Genomic DNA, 15,486 nt, shown 5'->3' on the forward strand with positions numbered 1-15,486 from the left:
ATGGACCGCTCCGCATGAGCAGAATTCTTCGCTTCTTTACCCACCCGCTGCTGATCGGATCGCTCGGACTGGGCGCCCTGTCGCTGGTGGTCTGGTATGTCGGACCCCTGATCGCCATCGGTGGCTGGCGCCCGCTGGAGGCGGCCTGGATCCGCTGGCTGCTGATCGGCCTGTTCGTGCTCATCTATGCCTTGCGGCGGACCTGGCGCTGGTACAAGACCCGCCGCGCCAGCAAGCGCCTGGTGGAAGGCCTGACCAAGGGGCCAGCCGCCAACGTTGCCGGCCCCAGCGAATCGCAGCAGGAAGTTCAGCTCCTCGCCGAACGCTTCGAAGAGGCGGTCGGCAAACTGCGCAAGCTGCGCACTTCGAGCAAGGCCGGCGGGCTGTCGGGATTGCTGGCGCGTTCCCGCAAACAGTATCTGTACGAGCTGCCCTGGTACGTGTTCATCGGGCCGCCCGGTTCGGGCAAGACCACCGCGCTGATCAACTCCGGGTTGCGCTTTCCGCTGGCCGACAAGGCCGGCGGCGCGCAGGCGATCAAGGGTGTCGGCGGCACTCGCAACTGCGATTGGTGGTTTACCGATGAGGCCGTGCTCATCGACACTGCCGGCCGCTATACCACCCAGGATTCCGACCAGGCGGTGGACAAGGCGGCCTGGAGCGGCTTTCTCGATCTGCTGCGCAGGTTCCGCCCGCGCCGTCCCATCAACGGCATCCTGCTGATCATCAGCGCAGGCGACCTGCTCACGCAGTCGCCGCGCGAGCGTGCAGCACACGCCGAGGCCGCGCGTGCGCGCATTGAAGAACTTTACGAGCGCCTGCAGATTCGCTTCCCGGTTTACGTGCTGCTGACCAAGGTCGATCTGCTCGCCGGCTTCACCGAATTTTTCTCGGACCTGAGCAAGGAAGAGCGTGCGCAGGTGTGGGGCACCACCTTCCCCTATTCTCAGGAGCCCGACGCACCGGACCCGCTGCTGTCGATGGAGCGCGAATGGGAGGGCCTGATGCGCCGCCTGTTCGAGCGCCAGCCGCAACGCCTGCGCGACGAAAAGGATCTGGGCAAGCGCGCGCTGATCTTCGGCTTTCCGCAGCAGGTGGCAGTCCTCAAGCCCGCGGTGCTGGACTTTCTGGGTCAGGTCTTCGTCACCTCGCGCTACGGCGCAGCGCCGCTGCTGCGTGGGGTGTACATGACCAGCGGTACGCAGGAAGGGCGTCCGATCGACCGCGTGGTCGGCAACATCGCGCGTGCCTTCGGCTTCGACGGCAATCCGCTGGCGCTGCAGACTTCCAGCGGACGCAGCTACTTTCTCACGCGCCTGCTGGGCGACGTGATCTTCGGCGAACAGGCGCTGGCCGGAACCAACCTGAAATGGGAAAAACGCCGGCAGACCTTGCACTGGGTGGGCTACGCCGCTTGCGGTGTCATCGGGCTGGGATTGCTGCTGGCCTGGATCGTGTCGTACGCGCGCAACAGCGGCTATGTCGGCGAGGTGGCCACCCGAGCACAGGTGGTGCGCGAAGAAGTGGCCGCGCTGCCCGCCGTGGCCGACACCAATGTCGTGACACTGCTGCCGACGCTCGATGCGGTACGCCAGATTCCACGCACCGACAGCCTGATCGACGGCGTGCCGCTGTCCATGACCTATGGCCTCTACCAGGGCGACAAGCTGCAGGCCGGCACCTCGCAGGCGTATCGCAACCTGTTGCGCAGCGCGTTTCTGCCGCGGCTGCTGTACCGGGTAGAAGATCGGCTGCGCAACATTCCCGCCGACGACCTCGAACAGACCTATGAAGTCCTCAAGGTCTACCTGATGCTGCAGGACCGCCTGCGCCTGGACCCCGGGTACGCGTCCGCGCTGATCGAATTCGACTGGGAAACCTCGCTGCCGCGCGATGTCAGCACCGATCAGCGTGCCGCCCTGTCGGAACACCTGGCAGCGCTGCTCAACCAGGACGATTACTCTTCGCCGCTGCCGGCCGATCCGATGCTGGTGGCCAGCGCGCGCAGTGCACTGACCCGCTATGAGCTGCCGCAGCGCGTCTACAGCCGGCTCAAGCGCGAGGGCATCGGGTCCGAATACCCGGCGTTCACGGTGGCGGCCAAGGGCGGCCCCAGCGCACCGCTGGTCTTCCAGCGGCGTAGCGGCAAGCCCCTGTCCGAAGGCGTGCCGGGCATGTTCTCCTACGACGGTTACCATCAGGCGTTCCAGACCCGGGTCGGCGAAGTCTCCAAGCAGCTCGCCGAAGAACAGTCCTGGGTGCTGGGAACCAGCGATTCGCCGGAGGTGGTTGAATCGGCAAAGGCCATGCTCGGTTCCGGCGAAGTCGCCGAGGCGGTGCGCAAGCTCTACCTGCAGGACTACGTGCAGGTATGGGACGAGTTCATCGCCGATATCGGATTGAAGCGGCCGGGCAATCTGTCGGAAAGCATCCAGATCGCGCGCATCCTGTCGGCGCCCGATTCACCCATGCCGGTGCTGATGAAGGCGCTGGTGCGCGAAACCACGCTGTCCAAACCGCAGGAAAACGAAAGGGACCTCGGCGACAAGGCGGCGGACAAGCTTGAGGCGCAGACCCAGCGCCTGCGCAACCTCTTCGGCAGCGGCAACACCAGCGCGCGCAACGATCCCACCGCCGGCAAGACCGCGGAGAGCATCGTGGACGATCGCTTCGCCAATCTGCGCGGCTGGGTGCTGGGGTCGGGCGACGGCAACCCTTCACCGATGGATGGCGCGCTGACCCTGGTCAACGACGTCTACATCATGCTCAGCAACACCGAGACCGCGCTGCAGAGCGGCAACCCGCCTCCGCCCAGCGACGCCCCCAACCGGGTCAAGGCCGAGGCGGCACGTATGCCGCAACCGTTCAAGTCGGTACTGCAGGACCTGTCCGCCACCGGCACCAGCCTTGTGCTCGGCCAGACCCGCGAAAACCTGTCCAAGGGGATCGCACAGTCGTTCGGCGATTTCTGCGCGCAGGCCATCAACGGTCGCTACCCCTTCAACTCCGGTAGCGCACGCGACGTCACCTCCGACGACTTCGGCGCGCTGTTCGGCCAGGGCGGCAAGATCGAGCAGTATTTCAACTCCGACCTGGCGCCCTACGTGGACACCAGCACCAAGCCCTGGAGCCTGAAGAAGGTCGAGGGCGTGCCGATGGGATTCGCCGGCTCGCTGGTGCAGTTCGAACGCGCCGACACCATCAAGCGGGTGTTCTTCCGCGGTGGCCAGCAAGCCACCTATCGTTACGAATTCAAACCGGTGCGCATGGATGCGGGCATCACCCGCTTCCTGCTCGAAGTCGATGGCCAGAGCGTCACCTACAGCCACGGTCCGGCGGTTCCCAAGTGGGTACAGTGGCCGGGTCCCGACGGAACCTCCATCGTGCGCCTTACGGTCGAGCCTGCCGGAGCCTCCGGGTCGGGCTATACCATGGAAGGACCGTGGGCGTTGTTCCGCCTGTTCGACAAGGCGCGCGTGGAACGCACCTCGCAGCCCGAAAAGATGTTCGTGACCTTCTCGCTGGACGGACGCGAAGTACGTTTCGAGGTCACCGCCGGCAGCGTGCAGAACCCCTACGGGCTCAACGAGCTCCGCCAGTTCCAATGCCCCCGGAGTCTGGGCTGATGGGCTCGCAAGAGCAGTCCGAGCCCAGTATCGGCAGCGGGCAACCGGCGGTGGCCGGCTGGTACGGCAAGCTGCCGTTTCTCGGCGACTTCGCCGGGCGGCGCTTGCCGTCCTCGTTCGTGCGTACCTGGGACGACTGGCTGCAATCGGTGATCTACGGCAGCCGTGCGCTGATGGGAGAGGACTGGCTGCCGAATTATCTCAACAGTCCGATCTGGCATTTCTGTCTGGCGCCCGGCCTGTGCGGCAACAACGCCTGGATCGGCCTGATGATGTCCAGCGTGGACCGCGCCAACCGCCACTTTCCCTTTACCATCGCCCACGGCGTGCCGCCGGGCGGCCTGCACGATCTGGCCTTCGGTACCCTGGCGGAATGGCTGGTCGCACTCGAATCCGAAGCGGTCGGCATGCTCGATCTCGAAGGCTCGGTGCAGGTGCTGGAAGACCGCCTCGCAGCGCTGGCCTCGCCGCTGATGCTGGACGACACCCGTCCGCGTCCGCTGGAGGCGCTCACGCCCTACCTCGACCGCCTGCAACTGCGCGCCAACAGCGAGGTCCCCGCCCTGCTCTCCACCCTGGCCCGCGACAGCGCCAGCGGCGGCGCCAGCAGTGTGTGGTGGACCAGCGCCGGCCCCGAAGGCCATTCCTGGATCACCGCCACCCGCGGCCTGCCGCATGCGGAGAGCTACAGCGCGATGCTGCGGGTATCCGGGTAGCGGGGGTATCTGGGCAAGGGCGTAGCTCGCGTTCGGCCGCAGGCGACCCCAGGAGCTCTACCCCGCCGAAACCGCAAGACTTACCGTCGCGATCGACGCCCGACCGGCAGACGTCGCTCCGGGCGGGAGCGCAGCGTCAGCGCGGCATCATGCCCGGCGGCATCTTGCCGCCGAAGCGGCGCATCAGCTTGGCCATGCCGCCGCCCGCCATCTTCTTCATCAGGTCGCGGGTGGTGTCGAACTGACGCAGCAGCTTGTTGACCTCCTGCACCTCGACGCCGGCACCTGCGGCAATGCGGCGTTTGCGCGAGGCCTTGAGCAGGTCGGGAAACTTGCGCTCCTGCGCGGTCATGGAGTTGATGATGGCAACGGTGCGGCCGATTTCCTTTTCGGCGTTGACGTTCTTCATCTGCGCCTGCATCTGTGCGCCGCCGGGCAGCTTTTCGATGATGGAGTCGAAGCTGCCCAGGCTCTGCATCTGTTGCATCTGCTCGCGGAAATCCGCCAGGTCGAAGCCGCGCTTGGAGGTGAGCTTCTTGGCCAGTTTCTGCGCCTTGTCGGCGTCGACCTTCTTGGTGGTCTCCTCGATCAGGGACAGCACGTCACCCTGGCCGATGATGCGGGTGGCGATGCGTTCCGGGTGAAACACTTCGAGCTTGTCGGTCTTTTCGCCCACACCGAGAAACTTGATCGGCCGCCCCGTCACCTGGCGCACCGACAGCGCTGCGCCACCACGCGAATCGCCGTCGACCTTGGTCAGCACCACGCCGGTCAGCGGCACCGCATCAGCAAAGGCCTTGGCGGTGTTGGCGGCATCCTGGCCGGTCATGCTGTCGACCACGAACAGGGTTTCGGTGGGCGCGATCGCGGCGTGCAGCGCCGAGATCTCGGCCATCATCTCGGCATCCACCGTGGTGCGGCCGGCGGTGTCCACGATCAACACGTCGGCGTACTGCTTCCTGGCCTCAGCCAGCGCCGCACGCGCGATGTCGACCGGATTCTGACCGACGGCTGATGGAAATACGGTCGCGCCGACCTGAGTGCCGACGATGCGCAACTGCTCGATGGCGGCCGGGCGGTAGACGTCGCAGGACACCACCATCACCGATTTCTTCTCGTCCTCCTTGAGCCGACGCGCCAGCTTGGCGGTGGTGGTGGTCTTGCCGGAGCCTTGCAGGCCCGCCATCAGGATCACCACTGGCGGCTGTGCGCGCAGATTCAGCGGTTCGGAGGTGCCGCCCAGAGCTGCGGTCAGTTCCTGTTGGACGACCTTGAGGAAGGCCTGGCCCGGCGTCAGCGAGGTGGTGATCTCGGCGCCGAGCGCACGTTCCTTGACCTTGTCGATGAAGCTCTTGATCACCGGCAGGGCGACGTCGGCCTCCAGCAGCGCCATGCGCAGCTCGCGCGCCGCAGTATTGATCTGATCGGGGGTCAGACGCCCCTGCCCGCGAATGGCGTCGAGGGTGCGGGTCAGGCGCTGGGTAAGGGTTTCGAACATGGGAGCAAGCTTGCGTCTGCGGATCAGCAACAAGCTTAGCGGGACTGTGGGTCTGGCGTTGCAGCCGCCTTGCTCGATCCGATCGTATGTAGTGGCGCCTTAGCGGACGGGCCCACCCGGACCGGCGGGTCAGATGTCGATCACATCGCCGCGCTGCACATGCCGCAGCTGCCAGCCCTCCAGGGCCGTGGCACAGTCGCGCAGCAGTTGCGGTTCGCAGCCCGGCTTGTGGTGGGTCAGCAGCAGCTGCGGACGATGGCGCAGCATCGACAGATCGCGGCTCAGGCTCTGCGGCGTGTAGTGGCGCGCCAGCGCGCCGAGCTCGGCATCGGCATCGGGAAACGCCACATCCACCATCAGGATATCCAGGCGTGGAAGTGCGTTAAGCGCCGGCCATAGTTGCGGACAGGATCCGGTATCGCCGGTGAACGCGAACGTGAGCTTGGGGCCGGTCAGCGCGTAACCCAGCGCCGGCACGGTGTGGCAGACCTCGAAACAGCTCAACCCCAGCGGTGCAAGCCCCGGCAAACGCTGGCCGGGTTGGCAGGCGGTCATCCGCAGCATGGGCTGCTCGGCACTGGGAATTTGAGTGAAATCCGGCCAGAGCGCCCAGTTGAAAAGGTGCTGACGCAGGGCATCGAGGGTCTCGGCGCGCGCCAGTACCTCGATAGGCGCGTCGATCAGCCCGAACAGATTGTCGACCATGAAGGCAAGGCCGCAGACATGATCCAAGTGTGCATGCGTGAGCACCACGCGGCGGATCCGGCGCATCGCCTCGGCGGAAAGATCGCCCACGCCGGTACCGGCGTCGATCAGCAGGGTGCCGTCTACCAGCAGCGTGGTGGTGCGCAGACCCGGTCCGACACCTCCGCTACAGCCGAGAACCTCGATCCGCATACCGAATGTGCGCCCTTGGTTTTAGGGCGATGCTAGCACGCACCCACTGGCCCGCTGCGTCGGGCTGGGGCCCTGCCCGATGCTATGCTCGTGCCGTCCATGAACGCCGTGATCGCCTCCCTCGCCGCCGCGCCGATCTACGGCCTCAGCGCGCTGCTGGCCTGGCACCGCCCACGCTGGGCCACCGCCCTGGTGCCGCTGGCGCTGGCGCTGCACTTCGCCGCGCTGGCCCTGGGCCTGGTGCATCAGGGCAGCCTGCGCATCGGCGTGACCGAAGCCGCCTCGCTGTTCGCGTGGCAGTCGGCGGTGCTGCTGTGGCTGTTCGCGCTGCGCGAGCCGATCGCCGTCAACGGCACCGCGATCTATCCATTGGCCGCGGTATTCGCGGTGTGGGCGGCACTGGTGCCCTCGCCGATCAGCCAGGTGCGGGTCAGCGACTGGCAGGTCACCGTGCATGTGCTGCTGTCGCTGTTGTCGGCAGGCCTGCTGACCCTGGCGGCGGTGCAGTCGGTCGCGCTGGCGATTCAGGACCGCCTGCTGCACCGGCACCGGGTGCCGCCAACAGGTGCGCGCCTGCCGCCGCTGCAGACCATGGAAAGGGTGCTGTTCCAGCTCATCGCCGTGGGATTCGCCCTGCTCAGCCTCACCCTGCTGACCGGACTGTGGTTCGTGCACGACTGGATGGCCCAGCACCTGGCGCACAAGACGGTTCTGTCGGTGTCGGCCTGGATGATCTTCGGCGTGCTGTTATGGGGACGCTGGCGTTACGGCTGGCGCGGTCGCACGGCTATCCGATGGGCGCTTGCGGGCTACGCGACGCTGGTCGTGGCGTACTTCGGCAGCAAGGCAATTCTGGAACAAATCTTTGGGAATCATTGGTCTTGAATTGATTCTTAAAGTTGACGTGCTTGACAGCTTCAGGACGCATTCAGTAACTAGATCGCGTTGCCGCCAAGGCCCGCGCCCGCCACTTGAACGACATCCCCTTACCTGCGCTGTTTGCGCTGCTCTTTATCCTGCTGGGCCTGTCCGCGTTCTTCTCAAGCTCCGAAACGGGCTTGATGACCTTGAACCGCTATCGGCTCAAGACGCGCGTGAGGGCGGGCCAGCGCAGTGCCCGGCTAGCCCAGAGTCTGCTGGACCGCCCGGACCGCCTGATCGGCACCATCCTGCTCGGCAACAACTTCGTCAACAGCTTGGCCGCCGCCGTGGCGACGGTGATCGGCTTGCGGCTGTTTCCTGGCGACACCGGCATCGCCATCGCCACCGGCACCCTGACCCTGTTGCTGCTGATCTTCGGCGAGGTCACCCCCAAGACGCTGGCGGCATTGCATCCGGAGCGCATCGGGCTACCGGCGGCCTATGTCCTGTGGCCGCTGCTGCGCCTGCTGTTCCCGGTGGTGTGGGCGGTCAATCTGATCAGCAACGGCCTGCTGCGCCTGCTGGGCGTGAGCCCGGAGGAGGCCGCCCAGCACAGCCTGTCGGCCGAGGAATTGCGGACCGTGGTGATGGAAGCCGGCGCCATGATCCCGCAGCGCCACCAGAAGATGCTGCTGTCGATCCTGGATTTGGAAAAGGGCACGGTGGAAGACATCATGGTGCCGCGCAACGAGATCGTCGGCATCGACGTGTCGCAGCCCTGGGAGCATATCTGCGAACAGGTCGTGAAAACCCAGCACACGCGCCTGCCGCTGTTCAGCGGCTCCATCGACGAGCTCTGCGGCGTCATCCACGTGCGCCGGCTGCTGAGCCTGCTGTCGGAAGGCACGCTGGATACCAAGAGCCTGGTGCACCTGGCCAAGGAACCGTACTACATCCCCGAAGGCACTCCGCTCAATCAGCAGTTGCTCAATTTCCAGAACCAGAAGCGCCGTATCGGCTTCGTGGTCGACGAGTACGGCGACATCCAGGGTCTGGTGACCCTGGAAGACATCCTCGAGGAGGTGGTGGGCGAGTTCACCTCCGACCCTGCCACCCGGATCAAGAACGTTTACGCCGACCCCGACGGTTCCTACCGGGTGACCGGCTCGGTGACCTTGCGCAGCCTCAACCGCTCGCTGGGATGGAAGCTGCCCACCAACGGCCCCAAAACGGTCAATGGCCTGTTGCTGGAGCAGTTGGAAAGCATTCCGCAGCCGGGACGTCGCGTGGAAATCGGCGGTTATCTGTTCGAGATCACCGAAACCCGCTCCAACGCGGTCAAGGCGACCCGGGTGGTGCCACCACCGTCGAAGAAGGGCTTGTCGCTGGCGACGCGGGCGGCATGAAGCGGCTGGGGGGCACACCTGCCTCGCGACGAAACGCTCGGGTGAAGTTGCCGACGTCGGTATAGCCGAGCTGGTAGGCGATCTGGGTCACGCTCAGGCGTCCCGCCGCCAGCAGTGCGCAGGCCGCCTCGAAGCGCGCCCGTCGCGCCAAGTGACGAAAGCCGCTGCCTTCCAGCTTCAGGCGCCGTTCCAGGGTACGCGGCGACAGGTTCAGGATGCCGGCAATTTCAACCAGGCCGGGCTGCCCCTCGGACGCCTCGCGCAGCATCATGCACACCCAATCGGTCAGGCTGGAGGCATGGGTGATGCGCTGAAACAGGGCGGCGCATCGGGCTTCCGCCATTCTCAGCGCGTTGTCGTCGGCCATCGCCAACGGCTGTCTCATCTGCTCCGGGTCCAGCACGATGCGCGCGCCCGGCAGATGCTGCAGTCCGAAATGCACGGTGGCGGCATGCAGCTCGCGATAACGCCCAGCGTGCGGAGGCGCATCGAACGCCAGCTCGATGCGACAGTGCGGCGCCTGCCCCGACAACAGCACGCGGACATGCTGATAGGACGCCACCACCATCGCCTCAAGGTGCACCTGGCTCACCAGGCTGCCCTGCGCCAGCAGCGGCCGCAGCACGATTTCGGCCTGGCGTGGATCGCTGCGATAGCGCAGGGCATAGGTGGGGGTGATCAGACCGAAATAGCGCGACGCCAGCCGCAATGCCTGGTCGGCGGTCGGTGCACTGAGCATCGCGTAGCCGAGAATGTCGTGAGAACTGAGCTTGAGCATGCCGCCGAGCTCAAATCCCAAGTCGCTGCGGTTGCAGCGCGACGCCGCCAGTTCGATCAGACGTTCGACCTGCTCGGGCCGCAATTGCCCTTCGGGCGACATCAGCGCGGCGGGCTCGATGTGGGCATCGGTCAGCAGCGCGGCCAGGTCCACGCCCCACTGCTGAAGGCGGCCGGCCAGCACGGCGTAGTAACGCGCGGGCAGATAGATCGGGGTCGGGGCGATCAGCGTCATGTAAGTCGCAATATGACAACATCGGGTCGGTAAATGACAAGCCCGATGATCGGCGCGTCGACACCCTGAAGACCTCCCTGAACAGCTTTGGCCCATAGCTTCGGCCCCCCCCATGACGACCCTCGCAAACCCGCACACAGCGCACTGGATCGACGCCCGCAAACCCTGGTGGGCGCTGGGAATGCTGGTGCCGTTGTTGCCCTTCATCTGCTACGCGCTGGTGCAGATCACCGGCTCCGGCACAATGTGGTGGTTCGGGCCAGTGTTCCTGTATGGCATCGTGCCGCTGCTCGATGGCTGGATCGGCGACGACTGCAGCAACCCGCCGGAGGCGGTCGTCGCCGAGCTCGAACAGCAACGCTGGTATCGCTGGGTGACCTATGCCTTCGTTCCCCTGCAGTACGCCGCCACGGTGCTCGGCGTATGGCTCGCCACGTCCGGCAACCTGGCCTGGTGGGAATTGCTGGGCCTGGGCGCCACCGTCGGCATCGTCAACGGCGTCGGCATCAATACCGCTCACGAGCTTGGCCACAAGACCGGCGCAGTGGAAAGATGGCTGGCAAAAATTGCTCTGGCACCAGTGGCTTACGGGCACTTCTTCATAGAGCACAACCGCGGCCACCACGTCCGCGCGGCAACCCCGGAAGACCCGGCGAGCGCACGTATGGGCGAATCGTTCTGGGCGTTCCTGCCGCGCACGGTCGTCGGCAGCATCCGCTCGGCCTGGCATCTGGAAGCGCAACGCCTGGGCCGCGGCGGCAAGCCGGTTTGGCACTGGCAGAATCACAACCTGCAGGCTTGGGCCATGACGGTGCTCTTGTTCGGTTCGCTGACCGCCTGGCTGGGCTGGGGTGCCTTGCTGTTCCTGGTCCTGCAGGCCGCCTACGGCGCGTCGCTGCTCGAAGCAGTGAACTACCTCGAACACTACGGCCTGAAGCGGGCCAAGGACAGCAGCGGGCGCTACGAGCGCGTCCAGCCCAAGCATTCCTGGAACAACAATCGCGTCGTCACCAATCTGCTGCTGTACCAGTTGCAGCGGCACTCCGACCACCACGCCAACCCCACGCGACGCTACCAGGCCCTGCGGCACTTCGATGAAAGTCCGCAGCTGCCCGCCGGCTACGCCACCCTGATTCCGTTGGTGTATTTCCCGCCGCTTTGGTATCGGCTGATGGATCGCCACGTGGCGGCCTATCACCATGGCGATCTCGGCAAAGCCAACCTGCAACCGTCGCAGCGCGCGCGCTTGCTGGCCTGCTACGGCAGTCAGCCGCAAGAGACCGGCGGGTAGCTGTGCTGACCACCGGTATGACCTGACCCGGCGCGACAGCAGCAGCCAAGGCGCTCAGAACCTGTCCAAAAACCGTAGCGAGCGAAGGCAGTTCGCGTTTGGCTGAGCGCAGAAAGTGGAGCGCACATGTGAAGTACGTGAGCATTTCGAGCACCGTAGCGACGCGAAGACGCGAAATGCCGAGGGCGGTGGGTTTTGGACGGGTTTTCAGAGATCGGACAGGATCTCGTCGCGTTTGCGCTGGTACTCCGCTTCGTTGATCTGGCCACGGCTGCGCAGCAGATCGAGCGCCTCCATCCGTTCCGCGGCGCTGCCGCGGGTGCCGCTGCCCTCGGGCGGGACCGACCAGTCGATCGACACCTGATCCGGCGCATCCGGACTCACCCGTACGCGCATGCGTTGTCCGGCCACCAAGCCGAAGCCGGCAAACGGCAGAAAGTCGACGTGCTCGATCTCGTAGGGCTCTCGACCCTCCACCCGGATTCGCAGTTGCATGCGCGCCTGGGCACGCCGGCCGACGATCACGTTGGTAGGCTCGATGCGCAGCACCTCGGCGGTGCCCGGCAGGCCGTGCTCGGCGAATGCCTGCTGACGCTGTGCGGTGGCCTGCATCCGCGTCCAGATCACCGCGCCGATCATCACCGGGACCACCACCGCCACGCCCCAGATCAGCGCAGTGCTGGAGCCCGGCTTGATCACGAACCACAGCGCCGTGCCAACCACTAGGACCACCGCAGCGCAGATGACGAGCAATAAAGTCACGCGAGTTCTTCCGGAAGCAGGCATGAGCCGTGGCAAGCGCCTACGAGTCGATATCGACCGCGAAACGCGGTACGCGGAGGTTGAACGCTCGCCGCGCGGATGTCCACGCACAGCGCCTGCATCGTTCTCGGGTGGCACCGAACTTGCGGACCCTGAGCTGAAGTTTCCACCGGAGCGGGACATGCTGGCACCACGTCGAGCTACCGCGGCCCCCGCGACTGTCCGCGGCATGACCGGGCTCGCCCTTACCGCCGGTGGCGCCCGCGGCGCCTATCAGGCCGGCGTGCTCAAACGCCTCGGCGAGATCCCGGCTCTACGCGGTCGGCCGCTGCCCTTCCCCATCGTCACCGGCGCCTCGGCGGGCGCGATCAACGGCGCGGCCATCGCCTGCTACGGGTCCGACTTCGCCAACGGCAGCGCGCAACTGGCACGCATCTGGTCGCAACTCCAGGTGTCCGACGTACTCCACGCCGGCCTGCCCGCACTTGCCCGCAACGGCCTGAAGCTGGCCCTGGACCTGAGTCTGGGCGGTGCCATCGGTGCCGGACGTGTGGCGGCGCTGTTCGACGCCGCGCCGTTGCGACACCTGCTGCAGCGCGAACTGCCGTTCAACGGCATTGCCGACGCCCTGAGCAGACGGCATCTGTACGCGGTGGCGGTGACCGCCACCGGGTATCACTCCGGCAAGGCCTTCACCTTCATTCAGGGCCGGCGCGGGCATGCACTATGGAACAAGAGCCGGCGGGTGGCGTTGCCGACGGTCATCGGCATCGATCACATCCTGGCATCGTCGGCGATTCCCATTGTGTTCCCGCCGGTGCCGCTATCCGCCGACGGTCACACCGCGTACTTCGGGGACGGCGCGCTGCGACTGGTAACGCCCTTGTCGCCGGCCATCCGGCTCGGGGCCGACCGTCTGTTTGCCGTCGGTGTCCGCTGTCAGGAGAGTGCCGACAGTCTGCTGCGTTCGGAGCTGTCCGGGGCCGGCGACGGTCTGCGACGGCCGCCGCTGTCGCAGATCTGCGGCGTGTTCATGAATGCAATCTTCCTCGATCACCTCGATGCGGATGTCGATCACCTGCGCCGCATGAACGACCTGGTCGCCGCTTACGGTCCTGCCCCGGCGGCAGCCGCTGCGGCCGTGGTCGACGAGCCCATGCGCGTCATCGATCCGCTGATCGTGTCGCCGACCCAGGACATCGCCATCATCGCCAAGACCTTTGCGCACCGCATGCCCAAGCCCATCCGCTACCTGCTGGACGGCCTTGGCACCCCGGATGCGCAAAGCGCCGATCTGATGAGCTATCTGCTGTTCGACGGCGCCTTCACCCGCGAACTGATCGAACTGGGGCATCGCGATGCCGGCGCGCGTATCGACGAGATCGAGCCGTTCCTGTGCGCGCCGCGCCCGCGGGCCGCACCGCCGCAACCGGCTCGGCCGCGGCTACGCGCGGTAGGCTGAACTCTGAAACGACGCACCGTTTCGGCAGCGCCGCCGTCGGGGCGCACGGCACACGGACTCCCACCGGCCGACAGGCGCGCTGCAGCGCCTGCGCTGCTAGCCCGCATTTCTCACAGGTCGTCGGAGAATCCCTTGCCAACTCCCGTTATCACAGGGTTCTTCGGCCTCGCTTCGGAAACAGACCGTCGGAGGATTCTCCGACTGGATCGGCGCTGGCCTGTCTGCGGCCATCGCTCGATCCCCCTGTGAGAAATGCGGGCTAGTCGGGCGCACAGCCTCGCAAATCCAGAATCCGCAGCTCCAGGCTCTCGCGGCCCTGCCAGCGATTGATCGCCAGCTGGTAGGCCAGGCTTACGCGGCCTCCGCCGCGCATGCGTTCGGCACCGTTGAAATCCACTGCCACCAGCGGCGGTCCGCCATCCGGCGCCAACTGATAGCGCACGTGCAGCGCATCGGCACCCACCGTGCGCGCACCCTGCACCTCGAACTCGCCCTCGAAGACGGGCTCGGGCATCGCCTGGCCCCAGGGCCCGGCGCGTTCCAGCGCCAGCACGGTGTCCAGGGTCAGCTCGGCAGCGGTCAGAGGACCGTCGGTTTCCAGCACCCGTTCGAGTTGCGCGGGACTCAGGCGCGAGCGGCAGGCCGCGTCGAATCGACCACGAAATTCATCCAGGTCTGCCTGCGCCAGGCTCAGCCCTGCGGCCATGGCGTGACCGCCAAACCGCAGGATCAGGCCCGGCGCCTGGGCATCGACCGCGGCGATCACGTCGCGGATATGCAGGCCCGGGACCGAACGTGCCGACCCCTTGAGCAGACCGGCCTGCTGCGCTGGCGCGAAGGCGATCGCCGGGCGGTTGGCGGACTCGCGCAAGCGTGCTGCGATCAGTCCGACCACCCCTTCGTGCCACTGTTCGTCGAACAGCGCCACGCCGAACGCGCCGATCCCCGCGCCCTGTTCCAGCTGCCCCTGCGCCTGCCCGCTCATCTGTGCCTGCAGCTCGCGCCGCTGGCGGTTGATGCCATCCAGTTCGCGTGCCAGTTGCAGCGCTTCGTGCGGGTCGTCGCACAACAGGCAGCGGATACCGATACGGATGTCGTCCAGCCGGCCGGCCGCGTTGATGCGCGGACCCAGCGCGAAGCCGAGGTCCGAAGTACTGATCTCGCGATGGCGGCGACCGGCCACCTCCAGCAGGGCCAGCACGCCGGGATGGGCACGGCCGGCACGGATCCGCTGCAGACCCGCCGCCACCAGAATGCGGTTGTTGCGGTCCAGCGGCACCAGGTCGGCCACGGTGCCGAGGGCCACCAAGTCCAGCAAAGCACCGAGGTCGGGCTCTGGGCGGTCGCGGTAGGCCCCGCGCGCCCGCAGCGCCGCCCGCACGGCCACCAGCAGGTAGAACATCACGCCGACCCCCGCCAGCGCCTTGGAGGCGAAGGCGCAGTCCGGCTGGCTGGGATCGAGCAAGGCGTCCGCGGCCGGCAGCTCCGGGCCGGGCAGATGGTGATCGGTCACCAGCACGCGCAGGCCCAGCTCCCGCGCGCGCGCAACCCCGGCCAGGCTGGCGATGCCGTTGTCCACTGTGATCAGCAACCCCATCGCGCCGGTGACGGCAGCAGCGGCCTCGGCCAGCTCGACCGACAGCCCGTAGCCCATGGTCAGGCGGTTGGGCACCACGTAATCGACCTGGGCCGCCCCCAGTGCGCGCAGCCCACGAACCGCCACCGCCACGCCGGTGGCGCCGTCGCAGTCGTAATCGCCGGCCACCACGATGCGCGCGCGCCGGTCCACGGCGTCGATGACCAGCGCCACCGCGGCGTCGATACCGCGCAGGGTCGATGGCGACAGCAGGCCGCTCAGCGACAGATCCAGCTCGGCTGCCCCGAGCACATCGCGTGCGGCCAGCACACGGGCCACCACCGGGTGCAGCGACGCCGGCAGCGTATGCGCCGGCACC

11 protein-coding genes are annotated in these 15,486 nt (G+C 66.6%); 6 read left to right on the plus strand and 5 right to left on the minus strand.

Translation table 11 applies throughout. The annotated features are described in order from the left end of the window. Positions 1-14 precede the first annotated feature (14 nt). Both tssM and tagF read left to right on the plus strand, forming a co-directional pair. Positions 15-3,626, plus strand: a complete 3,612-nt coding sequence (gene tssM / locus ACOOHP_RS11365) for a type VI secretion system membrane subunit TssM (protein WP_420466539.1) — start codon at positions 15-17, stop codon at positions 3,624-3,626. After that, entirely contained in the window at positions 3,626-4,342 is a 717-nt protein-coding gene (tagF, locus tag ACOOHP_RS11370; protein ID WP_420466540.1) for a type VI secretion system-associated protein TagF, read from the plus strand. The genes tssM and tagF overlap by 1 nt, the downstream gene beginning before the upstream one ends. 136 nt (positions 4,343-4,478) lie before the next feature. Here the strand turns inward: tagF and ffh are convergent, their stop codons facing one another. Beyond that, entirely contained in the window at positions 4,479-5,840 is a 1,362-nt protein-coding gene (ffh, locus tag ACOOHP_RS11375) for a signal recognition particle protein (RefSeq protein ID WP_420466541.1), read from the minus strand. A gap of 129 nt (positions 5,841-5,969) precedes the next feature. Next, positions 5,970-6,737: an MBL fold metallo-hydrolase gene (locus ACOOHP_RS11380; RefSeq protein ID WP_420466542.1), complete on the minus strand. Its 768-nt coding sequence runs from the start codon at positions 6,735-6,737 to the stop codon at positions 5,970-5,972. Positions 6,738-6,836: 99 nt separating this feature from the next. Between ACOOHP_RS11380 and ACOOHP_RS11385 the strand changes: the two genes are divergently transcribed. Together ACOOHP_RS11385 and ACOOHP_RS11390 are read left to right on the plus strand one after the other, a co-directional pair. After that, positions 6,837-7,622, plus strand: a complete 786-nt coding sequence (locus tag ACOOHP_RS11385) for a cytochrome C assembly family protein (protein ID WP_420466543.1) — start codon at positions 6,837-6,839, stop codon at positions 7,620-7,622. A gap of 86 nt (positions 7,623-7,708) precedes the next feature. Then, entirely contained in the window at positions 7,709-9,004 is a 1,296-nt protein-coding gene (locus tag ACOOHP_RS11390) for an HlyC/CorC family transporter (RefSeq protein ID WP_420466544.1), read from the plus strand. Here the strand turns inward: ACOOHP_RS11390 and ACOOHP_RS11395 are convergent. Further along, on the minus strand, positions 8,937-10,016 hold the full coding sequence (locus ACOOHP_RS11395; RefSeq protein ID WP_420466545.1) for an AraC family transcriptional regulator ligand-binding domain-containing protein: 1,080 nt from the start codon (positions 10,014-10,016) through the stop codon (positions 8,937-8,939). The genes ACOOHP_RS11390 and ACOOHP_RS11395 overlap by 68 nt on opposite strands. Positions 10,017-10,128: 112 nt before the next feature. Between ACOOHP_RS11395 and ACOOHP_RS11400 the strand changes: the two genes are divergently transcribed. Then, on the plus strand, positions 10,129-11,307 hold the full coding sequence (locus ACOOHP_RS11400; protein WP_420466546.1) for an alkane 1-monooxygenase: 1,179 nt from the start codon (positions 10,129-10,131) through the stop codon (positions 11,305-11,307). A gap of 207 nt (positions 11,308-11,514) precedes the next feature. On the opposite strand, the gene ACOOHP_RS11405 is transcribed toward ACOOHP_RS11400, so the two are convergent. After that, positions 11,515-12,069 carry an SHOCT domain-containing protein gene (locus ACOOHP_RS11405; RefSeq protein WP_420466547.1) on the minus strand — a complete coding sequence of 185 codons (555 nt, stop codon included), beginning with the start codon at positions 12,067-12,069 and terminating at the stop codon, positions 11,515-11,517. Between the two features lie 229 nt (positions 12,070-12,298). Here ACOOHP_RS11405 and ACOOHP_RS11410 point away from each other — a divergent pair, with 229 nt between their 5' ends. Further along, positions 12,299-13,531 (plus strand): patatin-like phospholipase family protein, encoded by a 1,233-nt coding sequence (locus ACOOHP_RS11410; RefSeq protein WP_420466548.1) that lies wholly within the window; start codon positions 12,299-12,301, stop codon positions 13,529-13,531. 259 nt (positions 13,532-13,790) lie between these two features. Here the strand turns inward: ACOOHP_RS11410 and recJ are convergent, their stop codons facing one another. Beyond that, positions 13,791-15,485 carry a single-stranded-DNA-specific exonuclease RecJ gene (gene recJ / locus ACOOHP_RS11415; RefSeq protein ID WP_420466549.1) on the minus strand — a complete coding sequence of 565 codons (1,695 nt, stop codon included), beginning with the start codon at positions 15,483-15,485 and terminating at the stop codon, positions 13,791-13,793. Position 15,486 lies beyond the last annotated feature (1 nt).

Source organism: Panacagrimonas sp., assembly GCF_965216805.1.
Taxonomy (GTDB): domain Bacteria; phylum Pseudomonadota; class Gammaproteobacteria; order Nevskiales; family Nevskiaceae; genus Panacagrimonas.